The sequence below is a fragment of the Streptomyces sp. SM11 genome (assembly GCF_002910905.1).
Lineage (GTDB): Bacteria > Actinomycetota > Actinomycetes > Streptomycetales > Streptomycetaceae > Streptomyces.
This window is the reverse complement of the sequence record NZ_NEUE01000267.1, coordinates 30,715-46,165: the sequence shown is the minus strand read 5'-3', so window position 1 is coordinate 46,165 and position 15,451 is coordinate 30,715. Positions and strand designations below refer to the sequence as shown.

The 15,451-nt window shown below is 71.2% G+C and carries 14 protein-coding genes and 2 pseudogenes; 6 read left to right on the top strand and 10 right to left on the bottom strand.

What is annotated here, in order from left to right:
- Both recA and recX read left to right on the top strand, forming a co-directional pair.
- Positions 1-1,073, top strand: a 1,073-nt coding sequence (recA, locus tag B9S58_RS29245; RefSeq protein ID WP_103534980.1) for a recombinase RecA, incomplete at its 5' end; no start/stop codon positions are given.
- Positions 1,074-1,076: 3 nt separating this feature from the next.
- Positions 1,077-1,808, top strand: coding sequence for a recombination regulator RecX (gene recX, locus B9S58_RS29240; protein WP_103534979.1), 732 nt, complete (start codon positions 1,077-1,079; stop codon positions 1,806-1,808).
- A 29-nt stretch (positions 1,809-1,837) separates the two neighbouring features.
- On the opposite strand, the gene B9S58_RS29235 is transcribed toward recX, so the two are convergent.
- The 8 genes and pseudogenes from B9S58_RS29235 to B9S58_RS29200 form a co-directional block, all read right to left on the bottom strand.
- Complete coding sequence (locus tag B9S58_RS29235; protein ID WP_103534978.1) at positions 1,838-2,512, bottom strand: hypothetical protein; 675 nt, start codon at positions 2,510-2,512, stop codon at positions 1,838-1,840.
- 91 nt (positions 2,513-2,603) lie between these two features.
- A pseudogene (locus B9S58_RS29230) lies at positions 2,604-3,040 on the bottom strand (rhodanese-like domain-containing protein).
- 56 nt (positions 3,041-3,096) lie between these two features.
- Positions 3,097-3,515, bottom strand: a pseudogene (locus tag B9S58_RS29225) (cysteine dioxygenase).
- A gap of 39 nt (positions 3,516-3,554) precedes the next feature.
- Positions 3,555-5,258 carry an FAD-dependent monooxygenase gene (locus B9S58_RS29220; RefSeq protein WP_103534977.1) on the bottom strand — a complete coding sequence of 568 codons (1,704 nt, stop codon included), beginning with the start codon at positions 5,256-5,258 and terminating at the stop codon, positions 3,555-3,557.
- A gap of 176 nt (positions 5,259-5,434) precedes the next feature.
- Positions 5,435-6,376, bottom strand: coding sequence for an amino acid ABC transporter permease (locus tag B9S58_RS29215; protein ID WP_103534976.1), 942 nt, complete (start codon positions 6,374-6,376; stop codon positions 5,435-5,437).
- Positions 6,373-7,020 carry an amino acid ABC transporter permease gene (locus B9S58_RS29210; protein WP_103534975.1) on the bottom strand — a complete coding sequence of 216 codons (648 nt, stop codon included), beginning with the start codon at positions 7,018-7,020 and terminating at the stop codon, positions 6,373-6,375. Before B9S58_RS29210 ends, B9S58_RS29215 begins: the two co-directional genes overlap by 4 nt.
- Before the next feature lie 182 nt (positions 7,021-7,202).
- A complete protein-coding gene (locus tag B9S58_RS29205; protein WP_103534974.1) occupies positions 7,203-8,126 on the bottom strand; it encodes a glutamate ABC transporter substrate-binding protein in 924 nt (307 codons plus the stop codon).
- Between the two features lie 32 nt (positions 8,127-8,158).
- Positions 8,159-8,944, bottom strand: a complete 786-nt coding sequence (locus tag B9S58_RS29200) for an amino acid ABC transporter ATP-binding protein (protein ID WP_103534973.1) — start codon at positions 8,942-8,944, stop codon at positions 8,159-8,161.
- A gap of 388 nt (positions 8,945-9,332) precedes the next feature.
- On the opposite strand from B9S58_RS29200, the gene B9S58_RS29195 reads away from it, so the two are divergent.
- Positions 9,333-10,025, top strand: coding sequence for a response regulator transcription factor (locus B9S58_RS29195; RefSeq protein WP_103534972.1), 693 nt, complete (start codon positions 9,333-9,335; stop codon positions 10,023-10,025).
- A 21-nt stretch (positions 10,026-10,046) separates the two neighbouring features.
- Complete coding sequence (locus tag B9S58_RS29190) at positions 10,047-11,444, top strand: HAMP domain-containing sensor histidine kinase (RefSeq protein ID WP_103534971.1); 1,398 nt, start codon at positions 10,047-10,049, stop codon at positions 11,442-11,444.
- A gap of 43 nt (positions 11,445-11,487) precedes the next feature.
- Here the strand turns inward: B9S58_RS29190 and B9S58_RS29185 are convergent, their stop codons facing one another.
- Complete coding sequence (locus tag B9S58_RS29185) at positions 11,488-12,489, bottom strand: TAXI family TRAP transporter solute-binding subunit (protein WP_103534970.1); 1,002 nt, start codon at positions 12,487-12,489, stop codon at positions 11,488-11,490.
- 149 nt (positions 12,490-12,638) lie between these two features.
- On the opposite strand from B9S58_RS29185, the gene miaB reads away from it, so the two are divergent.
- Both miaB and B9S58_RS29175 read left to right on the top strand, forming a co-directional pair.
- The gene (gene miaB / locus B9S58_RS29180) at positions 12,639-14,159 is read left to right on the top strand and encodes a tRNA (N6-isopentenyl adenosine(37)-C2)-methylthiotransferase MiaB (protein WP_103534969.1); all 1,521 of its coding nucleotides are present in this window, start codon (positions 12,639-12,641) and stop codon (positions 14,157-14,159) included.
- Between the two features lie 85 nt (positions 14,160-14,244).
- Positions 14,245-14,964 carry a class III extradiol dioxygenase subunit B-like domain-containing protein gene (locus B9S58_RS29175; RefSeq protein WP_103534968.1) on the top strand — a complete coding sequence of 240 codons (720 nt, stop codon included), beginning with the start codon at positions 14,245-14,247 and terminating at the stop codon, positions 14,962-14,964.
- 63 nt (positions 14,965-15,027) lie between these two features.
- On the opposite strand, the gene B9S58_RS29170 is transcribed toward B9S58_RS29175, so the two are convergent.
- Positions 15,028-15,273, bottom strand: a complete 246-nt coding sequence (locus tag B9S58_RS29170) for an antitoxin (RefSeq protein WP_030080154.1) — start codon at positions 15,271-15,273, stop codon at positions 15,028-15,030.
- Positions 15,274-15,451: the final 178 nt, after the last annotated feature.

Below are 15,451 nucleotides of genomic sequence, written 5' to 3'. Positions count from 1 at the left end.
AGTTCGGCAAGGGTGCGGTGATGCGCCTCGGTGAGCGGCCGAACGAGCCCATCGAGGTCATCCCCACGGGATCGACCGCCCTCGACGTCGCCCTCGGGGTCGGCGGTCTGCCGCGCGGCCGTGTGGTGGAGGTGTACGGGCCGGAGTCCTCCGGTAAGACGACGCTCACGCTGCACGCCGTGGCGAACGCGCAGAAGCTCGGTGGTTCGGTGGCGTTCATCGACGCCGAGCACGCGCTGGACCCGGAGTACGCGAAGAAGCTCGGCGTCGACATCGACAGCCTCATCCTGTCCCAGCCGGACAACGGTGAGCAGGCGCTGGAGATCGTCGACATGCTGGTGCGCTCCGGCGCCCTGGACCTGATCGTCATCGACTCCGTGGCGGCCCTGGTGCCACGCGCCGAGATCGAGGGCGAGATGGGCGACTCGCACGTGGGTCTCCAGGCCCGCCTGATGAGCCAGGCGCTCCGCAAGATCACCAGTGCGCTCAACCAGTCCAAGACCACCGCGATCTTCATCAACCAGCTCCGCGAGAAGATCGGCGTGATGTTCGGTTCGCCGGAGACCACGACCGGTGGCCGGGCGCTGAAGTTCTACGCCTCGGTGCGTCTGGACATCCGGCGGATCGAGACGCTGAAGGACGGGACCGACGCGGTCGGCAACCGTACCCGCGTCAAGGTCGTCAAGAACAAGGTCGCGCCGCCGTTCAAGCAGGCGGAGTTCGACATCCTCTACGGCCAGGGCATCAGCCGCGAGGGCGGACTGATCGACATGGGCGTGGAGCACGGCTTCGTCCGCAAGGCCGGCGCCTGGTACACGTACGAGGGCGACCAGCTCGGCCAGGGCAAGGAGAACGCCCGCAACTTCCTCAAGGACAACCCCGACCTCGCCAACGAGATCGAGAAGAAGATCCTGGAGAAGCTGGGTGTCGGTGTCCGTCCGGACGCCGAGACGGGCGAGCCCGCCGCGGACGCCGCTGCGACAGCGGCACCGGCGGCCGACGGGGCGGCGAAGCCGGCGACCACTGCGGCCGCCAAGGCCAAGCCGGCCAAGACCGCGGCGGCCAAGAGCTAGGCCGTGACACGTCGTACGGAGTGGCCGGGCAGCCCTGCCGAGCCCGGCGGCGACCCCGGATCCGGCTATGGGCCCGCCGACGAGCCGGAGGCGGGTGCCGGTGCGCGGTCCGGGCGCCGCTCACTCGGTGGAGCGGGCACCGGGAGCGGATTCGGCGAAGGGGCGGGCCGCCGTACCCGCTCCGGCAGCAGAAGCAGCGGCTCCCCTTCCTCGTCGAGGGCCGAGAAGGGGGAGCCGCGTGACCCGGTCGAGCAGGCGCGCAATATCTGCTTGCGCCTGCTCACCGGGACGCCGCGCACGCGCAAGCAGCTCGCCGACGCCCTGCGCAAGCGGGAGATCCCGGACGAGGCGGCCGAGGAAGTGCTCGCGCGCTTCGAGGACGTCGGGCTGATCGACGATGCCGCGTTCGCCGGAGCATGGGTGGAGTCCCGGCACCACGGCCGGGGACTCGCGCGCCGTGCCCTCGTCCGTGAGCTGCGGACGAAGGGCGTGGACTCCGCCGTGATCGACGAGGCGGTCGGGCAGCTCGACGCGGACCAGGAGGAGGGGACGGCACGCGAGCTCGTGGCCCGCAAGCTCCGCTCCACGCGAGGCCTGGACCGTGACAAGCGGCTGCGCCGTCTGGCGGGGATGCTCGCACGCAAGGGCTACGGGGAGGGCATGGCCCTGCGGGTGGTGCGTCAGGCGCTGGAGGAGGAGGGCGAGGACACGGAAGGCCTGGACGAGCCTTTCTGAGGAGGGCGGGGGCAGGAGCGGTCGGCCGGTCAGTGTCCGGCCGAGGCCGCGCGGCGGGCAGCCCCCTCGATGAGGGTCAGAGCGTCCGCCGCGGTGCGGCCCGGCACGCGGTTCCAGGGGCCGATCAGCCCGGACCACCCCTGCGCGCGCAGCTCCGTGATCAGCCAGGCGCCGGCCCGGTCCACGGTGTCGAGGGAGCCGTAGCCGAGGCGGTGCGCGGAGATCAGGGCACCGCAGACGCAGCGTGCGCCACGGGCGTTCCGCAGCCGGTACGGGGTGTTCTGCCAGCCCCACTCGGCCAGGATCCGCCGTGCGTAGCCGAGGTGGGTCGAGGGCCGCAGGTCGCCCTGCCCGACCCGACGCCAGAGGTGGACGCGGTCGGGCAGCCTCGCACCCAGCCGCCCGGGCAGCGGGCGCTCGTGCGGAGGTGGAGCGGGCAGCGTCCGCAGGGTGTCGTAGACGAGTTGGTCCATGGGCACGGACAGCAGGTTCCGCCAGCCGGAGGGCCCTGCGGGTGCGGCTTCCACAGGTTCCGCAGGTTCCGCACGCTCCACGAGCCGTGCGGACGTCGGCTTCGCCGGGGCGAGTGCCCGCTCGGGGGCGGTGTACTCCCACCCCGTGACGATCTGCTGCCACGCCTGGGTGTCGTGCAGCCGGGAGGCCTGGCCGTCGAGCTGGTCGGGGGTGAGGAGAGCAGTCGCCATAGTGCGTCATCTCCGTACATTTCGGTCCTCTGTATGAGGCGAATGTCGGTCACGCACGGCGATTGCTCTAGTGGAACGTGGCGTTCGGGTGTCAGGTGGGGATGGCCGGAAGTCCCGCCCCGCGCCACGCCTGGAAGCCGCCGATCAGGTCCGTGGCCCGGTGCGGTCCCAGCTGCCGCGGCGAGGCGACCGCGAGGCTGGAGGCGTAACCCTCGTTGCAGGAATGACGACGACCCGGAGGTCGTGGCCGACCGCCTCGGCGGCGCGGTGGCTGCCGTGGGGGTCGAGCCGCCATTCCAGCTCATTGCGTTCGACGGCCATTGCTCCTGGGACCAGTCCGTCCCGGTCGCGGAGCGCCGCGTACCGGATGTCCACCAGCAGGGCCCCGCCCGAGGCCGCCGCGGCGGCCTCGGGCGGGCCGATCCGGTCGTAGCCGCCCCGGACCCGCTCCAGCAGTTCGTCGATGCCCACGGGCGCCGAGGCACCCCTCGCGGTCGCACTCCCGTTCGCACTCCGGCCCTCGCTCACTGCCGGTCCTCCCGGCACTCGGTCTGCTCCAGGCGGAGCACCGCACCGGTGCGGTGCTACCGGCGGATCCGCGGCAGGGGCGGGTAGCAGGCGTGGACGGAGACCGCGTGCGCGTCGGCGGACTTGTTGAGGACCTCATGGGCGTGGCTCCGCCCGAACGCCCTGCCCTGACCGGTCGCCAACCCCCTCGGCCGTTCCGCCCCCTCCGTCAGCTCCAGCGTCGTCCAGCCGTCGGTGTGCGGCCGCACGGCCGGCGAGTGCTCCTTGAGGGCACCGGCCACGGTGGTGAACGCACCGAACGAGTCGGCGTGGTCGTGCCGGTGCCCGGCGGCCAGCCGATCAGCCACGCCTCGCTGCCGCCGGGCCCGTCGAGCCGGATCCAGGTGCGGCTCTTTGGATCGAGGGGGAGCGGGGCGATGAGGGCCTCGTCCCGGCCGGCGCCGCGGACGAAGTCCATCACATCGGTGTCGGTCATGAGCGGGAGTCACCACGCGAGCCTGTGACGGTCAATCGGTCAGGTGACCCCGGCGGTCCCGTCGGCGTGGACCCGTGCCCGGGGCCGCTGCTCGCGCCCCGTACCCCGTTCATCCCCGCCGTCCTCCGGTTCCACGGGCTCCTGCGCACTGCCGGGCGCGCCGCCCAGAGCGGCCTGTGCCGCGGTGAGCAGCTCCGCCGGCCGTACGCCGCCGAAAGCCGCCACCAGGTGCCCGTCCGGCCTGACCAACAGGACGGTATGGGCCGATGCCCCCGGATAGTTCTCGGTGACCAGCAGCTCCGTCCTCCCCGGAAGGGCTGCCACGGCGTCGGTGAGACGGGGCATGATGCCCGCGGTCCGCCAGTGCCGCCGGTCCCAGACGCCGGTCCCCGGCGCGACCAGGATCACCAGCGGATGGCCCTGCCCGAGCCGCTCCCGCAGACGCGCCGTCGTACCGTCCGGTGCTGTCACCGTCACGTCGGCGACCGGCGCACCGGGGGGCGTACCGACGACGGTGTGCGCCTCGGCGTGCGGAGGCGAAAGGGGGGAGTGCGAATACGAAGGGGGCGCACCCAGTGCTCCGCAGCCCAGATGGCCGTCGGTGAGGAGGGTGTCGTGACCGCGTACGGCGCCCGGAACCAGGGTCCGCAGGCCGCCTCCGCCGCGCAGTATCGGCAGCGACTGGTCGGCGGCCCGCAGCCGGGCGGCCACCGCGGCCCGGCGCTCCGCCTGGTAGCTGTCGAGCAACTGCTCGGCGGGGCCGTGGTGCCAGGCGTGGGCCAGCTTCCAGGCCAGGTTCTCGGCGTCCCGGAGTCCCTCATCCAGCCCTTGCGTGCCCAGGGCGCCCAGCAGGTGTGCCGCGTCCCCCGCCAGGAAGGCTCGCTGCTTGCGCCAGCGCCGGGCGAGCCGGTGGTGGAGCGTGTGAACGCCGGTGTCCAGCAGCTCGTAGGCCGGGGTCTCGCCGCACCAGCCTGCCAGGGTGTCCCGGATGCGGGTGACCAGGGCTTGGGGGGTGACCAGTTCGCCGCGCGGCGGCAGCAGCCAGTCCAGTCGCCAGACGCCGTCCGGCAGCGGCCGGGCGGAGACCTCGGCGCCCCCGGTCCGCCAGGGAGGCTGCCGGTGCAGGACGGCTTCGTCGGGCCAGGGCAGTTCGGCCCGGAGCGCGGCGACGGCATAACGCTCCACCGCCGTACGGCCGGGGAACCGGATGTCCAGCAGCTTGCGCACGGTCGACCGGGCACCGTCGCAGCCGACCAGATAGCTCCCGCGCCACCAGGTCGATCCCGGCTCCCTGGTGTGCACCGTGATGCCGTCGGGGTCCTGCTCCAGCGTGTCGATCCGGCTCATCGGCACCCGTTGGACCAGCGGCGCCTTGTCCACCGCCGCACGCAGCGCGGCGCTCAGCGCGTGCTGCGGAACATGGAGGGGCGCGGGGAGGAGCCCGGGGAGCGGAGCCGCGCCCTCGTCCCTCCGGCCCCCGGCCAGCGGCACGTCCCGGACCAGCTGCTTCCGGCGCATCGAACGCCACCCGGCCCAGCGCAGCCCGACCCGGTCCAGCTCCCGGCAGCCGAGGCGGCCCACCAGGTCGGCGGTGTCCTCGCGCAGCACGACCGTGCGGGCGGGACGGGGCTCCTCCGTGCCGGGGCCCTCGTCGAGAACGACCGAGGGGACGCCCTGGGCGGCGAGGGCCAGCGACAGCGTCAGGCCGACGGGCCCGGCGCCGACGACGATCACCGGGTCCACGGCGCGAACCCTCCGGCCCGTACGGTCATGCGGAACGTGGCAGAGGAAGCCGGGTGCGTGATCACAGAACGTATGCAACCCACTGGTGGTGCGTGCGTCAAGTGACCGAGGCAGCGACGCGTGCGCCGCTGCCTCGAATGCTCCTGCCGGGAAGGGCCGGCCGGGCCCCGGGGAGGTCAGTCCTTCGTCACACCGGCCCCAGCGGCACCGTCGGCCGTCGGGCCTGCGCCCTTTGCGCCCCCCGCGTCCGGGCCGGGAACGGCATCGACCGCGGGGATGCCGGCGGCCGGGGCGCCGGGCGCCACCTTGATGCCGGTCCTGGCGCGGCGGCCGCGCTTCTCGATCCACGTTGCCAGCGCCGAGAGCAGCAGACACATCGCGATGTAGATTGTGCCGATGACGACGATCGTCGAGACATACGGGTACTGGCCGTTCACCTGAGTGTTGGAGGCGATCAGCCGCGCGGTCTGGAGCAGCTCCGGGTACAGGATGATGAAGCCGAGCGAGGTGTCCTTGAGGGTCACCACGAGCTGCCCGATGATCGTCGGCAGCATGGACCGGACGGCCTGCGGCATCAGGACGCTGACCATGACCTGCGTCTTGCTCATGCCGAGCGCGTACGCCGCCTCGCTCTGGCCCTTGGGCACCGAGTTGATGCCAGCCCGCAGCACCTCGGCCTGGACACAGCCGTTGTAGACGGACAGGCCCGCCGCGAGCGCCCACATCGAGTAGTCGGTGAGGAAGCCGACCCAGATGGCGTAGATGGTGATCAGCAGCGGGAGCGAGCGGAACAGCTCGATGAAGGTGGTCGCCGCCCAGCGGACCGGCTGGTGGTCGGAGAGCCGGCCCACCACCAGGAGCACACCGAGGACCAGCGAGCCGATCGCGGCAAGACCGAAGGCCTTGAGCGTGGCGATCAGGGCGTCGGCGATGTTCTGCCGGATGCCGGTGTAGTTGAAGATGTCCCACATCGCGGGGGCGAGGTGCCCCTTGTCGGCGAGCCGCACGATGCTGACGGCGATCAGCGCCGCGATGGCGAGGGTGCCGACGACGGCGTAGATCCGGTTGCGGACGACGGCCTTGGGACCCGGGGCGTCGAAGAGAACGCTGGCGCTCATCGGGCGACCTCCATGCGACGCTCCAGCAGCCGGAAGAGGCCGCTGATGGTAAACGTGACGACCAGATAGCCGAGGGCCACCCAGATGAAGACGGGCACGATGTCGTAGCCCTTGTCGCTCATCAGCTTCTGCCAGCCGAACAGCTCGGCGACGCTGAAGGCCCCGGCGATCGCGGAGTTCTTGGTGAGCGCGATGAAGATGCTGCTCAGCGGCGGGATCACGGTCCGGGTCGCCTGGGGGAGCACCACGATCCGGAGCGTCTGGGAGAACGTCATGCCGATCGATCGCGCGGCCTCGGCCTGTCCCAGCGGCACGGTGTTGATGCCGGAGCGAACCGCCTCGCACACGAACGAGGAGGTGTAGAAGCCGAGCGCCAGCGAGCCGAGCACGAACGGGCTCATCCCCGGGAAGAGGATCTCGGGCACGACGAAGAAGAAGATCAGGAAAAGCAGCGTCAGCGGAGTGTTGCGCATCAGCGTCACCCAGGCGGTGCCGAAGTACCGTAGCGGCGGCACCGGCGAGACCCGGAACCCGGCGATGAGCACACCGAGGACCAGGGCGATAACCGAGCTGACGGCGGTGATCGACACGGTTCCTATGAAGCCGTCGCGGAACTCTGGGAAATTGTCGAGCAGTACGTTCATGAGGTCTCCGCGTCGGCGGTCAGCGGCATCAGGGCAGGGGAAGGGGCGCCCCGTACGACCGCCGCGCCCGGGCGGACCGGGACGGCGGGGGTGTACGGGACGCCTGGGTCATTCGCGGGGCGTCGGTGCCGGGGCGGCCGTCGGACGGCGGGCCGGAGCCCGCGGTCCGACGGCCGACGGCGTCAGTAGCGCTCGATGGCCGGCGGGTCGACGTAGTCCGAGCCGGACAGGCCCAGCGTGGCCTCGTAGATCTTCTTGTACGTGCCGTCCTTGACGCGGTCCTCCAGCGACGTGCTGATGGCCTCGCGGAGCACCTTGTCGTCCTTGTCCATTCCGACGCCGTAGGGCTCGTCGGTGAAGGGATCGCCGACGACGTGGAGCTTGCCGGAGTTGGCGGCGGCGTAGCCCTTGAGGATCGAGTCGTCCGTGGTGACGGCGTCGACCTGCTTGGTCAGCAGCTGCTGCACGCAGTCGGAGTACTTGGCCAGCTCGACGACGCTCGCGCCGTACTCCGGCTTCTTGATCTCCTGGAGCGGGGTGGAGCCGACGATCGAGCAGACCTTCTTGCCCTTCACCGACTCCTTGCCGGTGATCGACTTGTCGTCCTTGCGTGTCAGGAGAGCCGCGCCGGCCTTGTAGTACGGCCCGGCGAAGCCGACCTGCTTCTTGCGTTCGTCGTTGATCGTGTAGGTGCCGACGTAGTAGTCGACCTGGCCCTTGGAGATGGCCGTCTCACGGACGCCGGAGTCGACGGTCTTCCACTCGATCTGCTTCTCGGAGAAGCCGAGGTCGGCCGCGACCATCCTGGCGATCTCGATGTCGAAGCCCGAGCGCTCCTTGGTCGACTGGTCCTCGAAGCCGAGGTACGGCTGGTCGGCCTTGGCGCCGATGATCAGCTTGCCCCGCTCCTTGGCCTTCTTGAAGACCGGCGAGTCCAGGTCGACGCCGGTGGCGACGGTGTACGTGGGGAGTTCGGGGGCCTCGGAGGAACCCGGCTTCGTGCCGCCCGGCTTGTCACCGGCGGAGCCCTCCTTGCCACCACAAGCGGTGGCGGTCAGGGCCAGGACGGCGATGGCCGCGACGGCGGCGGACTTACGGAGCTTCATGTGAACAATCCTCAGGTCGTGGGTCGTTGTCGTCAGTGGTGAAGGATCTTCGACAGGAAGTCCTTGGCCCGGTCGCTGCGTGGGTTGCTGAAGAACTGGTCGGGCGCCGCCTCTTCGACGATCTTCCCGTCAGCCATGAACACGACGCGGTTGGCGGCGGAACGGGCGAAGCCCATCTCGTGGGTGACGACGATCATCGTCATCCCGTCCCGGGCGAGCTGCTGCATGACTTCGAGGACCTCGTTGATCATCTCCGGGTCGAGAGCCGACGTGGGCTCGTCGAAGAGCATGACCTTCGGGTCCATGGCCAACGCCCGTGCGATCGCGACGCGTTGCTGCTGACCACCGGAGAGCTGTGCCGGGTACTTGTCGGCCTGTACGCCGACACCCACCCGGTCGAGCAGATCCCGGGCCTTCACCTCCGCCGCCTGCTTGTCGGTCTTGCGGACCTTGATCTGGCCCAGCATGACGTTCTCCAGCACCGTCTTGTGTGCGAAGAGATTGAACGACTGGAAGACCATGCCCACGTCGGCACGCAGCCTGGCCAGCTCCTTGCCCTCCTGGGGCAGGGGCTTGCCGTCGATCGAGATCGCTCCCGAATCGATCGTCTCCAAGCGGTTGATCGTGCGGCACAGCGTGGACTTGCCGGACCCGGAAGGCCCGATGACGACCACGACCTCGCCACCGGCGATGGTCAGGTCGATGTCCTGGAGCACATGCAGCGCGCCGAAGTGCTTGTTGACGTTGCTCAGTACGACCAGGTCGTTCGCCGCGGGCGCGGCATCGTCGGCGGCCTTGGTCACTGAAACTCCGCTCATCGGCTTCTTGCTCCGTCCTCCTCGGTTGAACAAGGAGACTAATGACGCAGTGCTACCAACGTCATTACATCTGAGCGGAAATTGAGCATAACGATCCGGCGGCAACCGGACACTCCGTGTGAACAGGACGCCCCGTGCCGCCCGAGGGTGTACCGGGTGCATAACGGAAACCCTGCTGTAACCGGCAGGCTCTTGACTGGTGCGCCGTTCATCGGCGTGGATGCCTGGAGAGAGGTGGACGTGAAGCGTCGACGAACGGGAGACCTCACCAAGGATCTTCCGGGTGAAGCAGGGTGAAACGTGAGGTAACACCCGGTGACACCGTGCAACGGTTGTACGAGCGAACCCGAGGAGCCGTACGGCCCCGGGAGACACGGAGAGGAGGGCCATGAGACTGCTGCTCGTCGAGGATGACGACCATGTCGCGGCGGCCCTGTCCGCCGTGCTCGCCCGGCACGGATTCCAGGTCGTGCACGCCCGCAACGGCGAGGAGGCCCTGCGCGCGCTGCTGCCCGCCGAGAAGGAGCCTTTCGGGGTGATCCTCCTCGACCTCGGCCTGCCCGACCAAGACGGCTACGAGGTGTGCGGGAAGGTCCGCAAGCGCACCGCGACCCCCGTGATCATGGTCACCGCCCGTGCCGACGTGCGCTCGCGCATCCACGGACTGAACCTCGGCGCCGACGACTACGTCACCAAGCCGTACGACACCGGCGAGCTACTCGCCCGTATCCACGCGGTCGCCCGGCGCACCACCACCGGCGAGGACACCGCGCCGACCCCCGTCGCCGCCCTGCGCCTCGGGCCGGTCGCCGTCGAACTGCCGACCCGCCGGGTCAGCGTCGGCGGCGCGGAAGTCCAGCTCACCCGCAAGGAGTTCGACCTGCTGGCCCTTCTCGCCCAGCGCCCCGGCGTCGTCTTCCGCCGCGAGCAGATCATCAGCGAGGTCTGGCGCACCAGCTGGGAGGGCACCGGACGCACTCTGGAGGTCCATGTCGCCTCCCTGCGCTCCAAGCTGAGGCTGCCCGCCCTGATCGAGACCGTGCGGGGCGTCGGCTACCGGCTCGTCGCACCGTCCGCGTAACCCGGCGGGTACGTCCTCCCGGTGCGCTCCCGTCTGCTCCCGCTGCTCATCGTCCTGATGGCCGCCGTCCTGCTCACCCTCGGCTTCCCGCTCGCGGTGAGCGTGGCGGCGGCCGAACAGCAGCGCCTGGTGATCGACCGGATCGACGACACCGCACGGTTCGCCGCCCTGGCGCAGTCCATCACCGACACCTCCCCGGACAGCGAGGGGCGCCGCCGCACCCTCCAGACCGACCTGGAGCTCTACGCCTCGGTGTACGACATCCGCGCCGGCGTCTTCTTCCCGGACGACCGGGCCCTGGGCAAGGCCCCCAGCATCTGGACCCTGCCCGTCGAGGGGGAGGGGCGAACGGCCTTCGACGAGGCGCTGCTGGGCCGCCGCTCGCACGACCCCCCGCAGGTCTGGCCCTGGCGCGACGGCCGCGTCGTCGTCGCCTCGCCCGTCGTGCGCGACGGCGACGTGATCGCCGTGGTCGTCATCGACTCGCCCACCGGCGGGATGCGGTCCCGGACCCTGCGGACATGGCTGTTCATCGGCCTCGGCGAGGGGCTGGCCCTCCTGGTGGCGGTCGTGGCGGCGGTCCGGCTCACCGGCTGGGTCCTGCTGCCCGTACGGACCCTGGACGCGGCCGCCCACGACATCGCCGGCGGCCGCATGCGCTCCCGGGTCGTGGTCTCCGCCGGGCCCCCGGAGCTCAGACATCTGGCCCGTTCCTTCAACGAGATGGCGGACAACATAGAGGACGTGCTGGAGCAGCAGCGCGCCTTCGTCGCCGACGCCTCGCACCAGCTGCGCAACCCGCTCGCAGCCCTGCTGCTGCGTATCGAGCTCCTCGCTCTGGAGCTGCCCGAGGGCAGCGAGGAGATCGCGGCCGTGCGCACCGAGGGCAAGCGGCTGGCCCGGGTCCTCGACGACCTCCTGGACCTCGCGCTGGCCGAGCATGCCGAAGCGGACCTCCAGCTGATCGACATCGTCCCGCTCACCGCCGAGCGGGTCGCCTCCTGGCGACCCATGGCGGAGCGGGAGGGGGTGGCCCTCACCCTGGACGGGGCTCCGGCGGCCACCGCCTGGGCCGACCCCGTCGCGCTCTCCAGTGCCCTGGACGCGGTGATCGACAACGCCCTGAAGTTCACCCCTGCCGGAGAGGACGTCATCGTCACGGTCGCCGCCGGAGCCCTCGCGGCGACCGTCGTCGTCGCCGACCGGGGCCCCGGCCTCACCGAAGCGGAGCTGGAGCGCGTCGGGGACCGCTTCTGGCGCAGCACCCGCCACCAGAACGTCAGCGGATCGGGCCTGGGCCTCTCCATCTCCAGGGTGCTGCTCGCGGCGGGCGGCGGCTCGATCGCGTACGAGCACCACGGGCCGCACGGTCTGCGGGTGACCGTCTCGGTCCCCCGCGACCTGCCGGGCGGTGGCTGAGCCGAGGGGACGCCGAGGGCCTCATGCCCTCACCGAAGAGCAGTCACGGTTTCACCGAGCGGTAGTAGTCCTTGGCCCCGTCGTGCACGTCCAGCGGATCCGTGTAGATCGCCGTCCGCAGATCGACCAACTGCGCGGCGTGGACCTCTCGGCCGATCCGGTCCCGGCTGTTGATCACCGTCCGGGTGAAGGCCTCGGCCATGGCCGCGTCCGTACGGTCGGTCGTGACGAGCAGGTTGGCGACGGCGACCGTGGGTACCGACTGACCCCGCTGGGCCTGCGGATAGGCGTCGGCGGGCATCATGGCCGACCGGTAGAGACCGGTGGGTCCTGTCGTCGCCTGCAACTTCGCGACCAGGTCCGCCTCCAGTGGCACCAGCCGGATGGCGAAGCGCTGCGACAGCTCCTGTACGGCTGCGGTCGGCAGCCCGCCCGACCAGAAGAAGGCGTCGAGCCGACCCTGCGTCAGTTGTACGGGCATGGTGTCGATGCCCACCGGCACCGGGGTGATGTCGTCGGCCGGATCGAGCCCCGCCGCCGTCAGCAGCCGGTCCGCGACCAGCCGCACCCCGGAGCCCCCCTGGCCCACGCCCACCCGCTTGTCCCGAAGGTCGGAGGCCTTGCGGATAGCGGAGTCGCGGGGCACGACCAGCTGGACGTAGTCGTCGTACAGCCGGACGCAGCCGCGCAGCCGACGGGCCCCGGTCCTGCCCTCGCGCAGGTAGGTCGCCACGGCGTCGGCGGTGGCGATGGTGAAGTCCGCCTCGCCCGTCGCCACCCGGGCGAGGTTCTGCTGCGACCCCTCGCTGGTCCGCAGCCGTATGGACACCTTCGGCATGTCCTTGGCGAGCGCGCCCTCCAGCCGCTCCCCGTAGCGCTGGTAGACGCCACTGGGCACTCCGGTGGAGAAGGTGAGCGGCCCGCTCGGGTCCCCCTCGTCCCCCTGGGGCAGCAGCCACCACGCGAGCAGCCCGAGCACGACCGCGAGGACGGCGCCCGTCCGCAGGGTGCGCCGGCGGCCGAATCGGGACAGAGCGTGGGACATGCGCGCGATCCTGCCAGCTCACCCGCCCTCTGGCCAGGCTTCCCCGTGAGGCCCGGCCCACAGCGGACGGGGCGGGGCGGGGTGGAGGCCGGGAGGGGCGGGGCCGGGCGGCGGCAGGGCGCCGCCCGGCAACCGCCTACCCTTGTCCCATGAGCAGCGGCAACCGGAGCGAAGCAGTGGACGTCCAGAAGAGCTACGAGGTGCGCACCTACGGGTGCCAGATGAACGTCCACGACTCCGAACGGCTGTCGGGTCTCCTGGAGGGCGCCGGTTACGTCCGGGCCCCCGAAGGCTCCGACGGCGACGCCGACGTCGTCGTCTTCAACACCTGCGCGGTGCGGGAGAACGCCGACAACAAGCTTTACGGAAACCTCGGCCGCCTCGCACCCATGAAGACCAAGCGCCCCGGGATGCAGATCGCCGTCGGCGGCTGTCTCGCGCAGAAGGACCGCGACACCATCGTCAAGCGGGCCCCCTGGGTCGACGTCGTCTTCGGCACCCACAACATCGGCAAACTGCCGGTTCTCCTGGAGCGCGCCCGCATCCAGGAAGAGGCGCAGATCGAGATCGCCGAGTCCCTGGAGGCGTTCCCCTCCACGCTCCCCACCCGGCGCGAGTCCGCCTACGCCGCGTGGGTCTCCATCTCGGTCGGCTGCAACAACACCTGCACCTTCTGCATCGTCCCGGCCCTGCGCGGCAAGGAGAAGGACCGCCGCACCGGCGACATCCTGGCCGAGATCGAGGCCCTGGTCGCCGAGGGCGTCTCCGAGATCACCCTGCTCGGCCAGAACGTGAACGCGTACGGCTCCGACATCGGCGACCGTGAGGCCTTCTCCAAACTGCTGCGCGCCTGCGGCTCCATCGAAGGCCTGGAGCGCGTCCGCTTCACCTCGCCGCACCCCCGCGACTTCACCGACGACGTCATCGCCGCCATGGCCGAGACGCCGAACGTGATGCCGCAGCTGCACATGCCGATGCAGTCCGGATCGGACCGCGTCCTTAAGGCGATGCGCCGTTCCTACCGCCAGGAGCGCTTCCTGGGGATCATCGAGAAGGTGCGCGCCGCGATGCCGGACGCTGCCATCTCCACGGACATCATCGTGGGATTTCCCGGCGAGACCGAGGAGGACTTCGAGCAGACGATGCACGCCGTCCGCGAGGCGCGTTTCGCCAACGCGTTCACCTTCCAGTACTCCAAGCGCCCCGGGACCCCCGCCGCCGACATGGACGGTCAGATCCCCAAGGCGGTCGTCCAGGAGCGGTACATGCGCCTGTCGGCCCTCCAGGAGCAGATCTCCTGGGACGAGAACAAGAAGCAGGTCGGCCGCACCCTGGACGTCATGGTCGCGGAGGGCGAGGGCCGCAAGGACGGCGCCACCCGGCGCCTCTCCGGCCGCGCTCCCGACAACCGGCTGGTCCACTTCACGCAGCCCGGGAAGGCCGTGCGCCCCGGCGACGTGGTGACCGTCGAGATCACCTACGCCGCCCCGCACCACCTGCTCGCCGAGGGCACGCCGCTCGCCGTACGGTCCACCCGCGCGGGCGACGCCTGGGAGAAGCGCAGCACCGGGGCCGCCGCCGAGCCCGCCGGAGTGATGCTCGGCCTCCCCGGCATCGGCGCCCCGGACCCGCTCCCGGCCGCCGAGGCCCCGGCCTGCGGCATCGGCTGACGGCTCCGGGCCCGGCGGCGGGCCCCGGTCCACGGCCCCGGCCCACGGGATCGGCCGACGGCTCCCGACAAGTACGCTGACCGGCATGCTTGTCGCCGCCGCCGTGTGCCCCTGCCCGCCGCTCCTGGTGCCCGAGGTCGCCGCCGGGGCCGCCCCCGAGCTCGACGCCGCGCGGGACGCGTGCCTCGACGCGGTGGGAGTGCTCGCCGCCTCGCGCCCGGACCTGCTCGTCGTCGTGGGGCCGGGCGACGACCGGTCCGCCGGGACCTACCCGGCGGGGGCACACGGTTCCTTCCGGGGTATCGGCGTGGACCTCGACGTGACGCTCGGCGAGACACCGCGGGGCGCCGCCGCCCGGGGCCGGCCGCTGCCGCAGTCCCTGACCGTGGGCGCGTGGCTGCTTGGCCGGGCCCGATGGGCGGGCGCTCCGGTCGAAGGGCTCCTCGTGGCGGAGCGGGAGGCCGCCGAGGAGTGCGCGGAGGCCGGCCGCTCCCTCGCCCGACGGGTTGATCGGGTCGCGCTCCTGGTGATGGGCGACGGCAGCGCCTGCCGCACCCTCAAGGCCCCCGGCTACCTCGACGACCGGGCCGCAGCCTTCGACGTACGGGCCACCGAAGCGCTCGGCTCCGCGGACCTCGACGCGCTCGCGGCGCTCGACGCGACGCTCGCCCACGAGCTCAAGGCGGCCGGACGGGCCCCCTGGCAGATGCTCGGCGGCGCCGCGCGGGACGCCGGGCTCGCCGGACGGCTGCTGTACGAGGACGCCCCGTACGGCGTGGGCTACACCGTCGCCGCCTGGTCCTGAACAGACCGGTGGCGGGTGCGGAGCACTCGGCTCCGCACCCGCCGCCGGGGCCCGGCCACCGCGTCAGGAAGCGGGCGGCGGCGGAGGCGGAGTGCCTCCGTCCTTCTGCCCCAGCTTGTCCACGGCCTCCTTGGCCTTGCGCGTACCCGAATCGATCTTGTCGCTGTATTTGCCCTTGGTCTTCTGGTCGACCGTGCGCGCCGCCTTGTCGAGGCCCTGCTCGATCTTGCCCCCGTGCTGCTGTGCGAGGTCGCCGACCTTGTCCTTGGCCGGTCCCAGCTTGGCCTTCAGGTTGTCCAGGAACCCCATTGGGTCACCTTCCGTGCAGTGAGGACTGTTCGTGGGAGCGTTCTCCCGCCCCCATTGTCCGTCACTTGTCCGTTCCTGCCGTTTTTACTCGCCCTATAGCGTTCCGCGTGATTCCCGAGTACGTCCTTGACGTCGCCGTCCGCACCCGACGGGGTCGCCCTCCGCACTCGGCGTGTTC

Coding starts and splice junctions, on each gene's coding strand:
- B9S58_RS29205 (WP_103534974.1), bottom strand. CDS start 8,126: ATGAAGCTCCGTAAGTCCGCCGCCGTCGCGGCCATCGCCGTCCTGGCC.
- B9S58_RS29175 (WP_103534968.1), top strand. CDS start 14,245: ATGCTTGTCGCCGCCGCCGTGTGCCCCTGCCCGCCGCTCCTGGTGCCC.
- B9S58_RS29185 (WP_103534970.1), bottom strand. CDS start 12,489: ATGTCCCACGCTCTGTCCCGATTCGGCCGCCGGCGCACCCTGCGGACG.
- B9S58_RS29170 (WP_030080154.1), bottom strand. CDS start 15,273: ATGGGGTTCCTGGACAACCTGAAGGCCAAGCTGGGACCGGCCAAGGAC.
- B9S58_RS29200 (WP_103534973.1), bottom strand. CDS start 8,944: ATGAGCGGAGTTTCAGTGACCAAGGCCGCCGACGATGCCGCGCCCGCG.
- miaB (WP_103534969.1), top strand. CDS start 12,639: ATGAGCAGCGGCAACCGGAGCGAAGCAGTGGACGTCCAGAAGAGCTAC.
- B9S58_RS29215 (WP_103534976.1), bottom strand. CDS start 6,376: ATGAGCGCCAGCGTTCTCTTCGACGCCCCGGGTCCCAAGGCCGTCGTC.
- B9S58_RS29210 (WP_103534975.1), bottom strand. CDS start 7,020: ATGAACGTACTGCTCGACAATTTCCCAGAGTTCCGCGACGGCTTCATA.
- B9S58_RS29235 (WP_103534978.1), bottom strand. CDS start 2,512: ATGGCGACTGCTCTCCTCACCCCCGACCAGCTCGACGGCCAGGCCTCC.
- B9S58_RS29195 (WP_103534972.1), top strand. CDS start 9,333: ATGAGACTGCTGCTCGTCGAGGATGACGACCATGTCGCGGCGGCCCTG.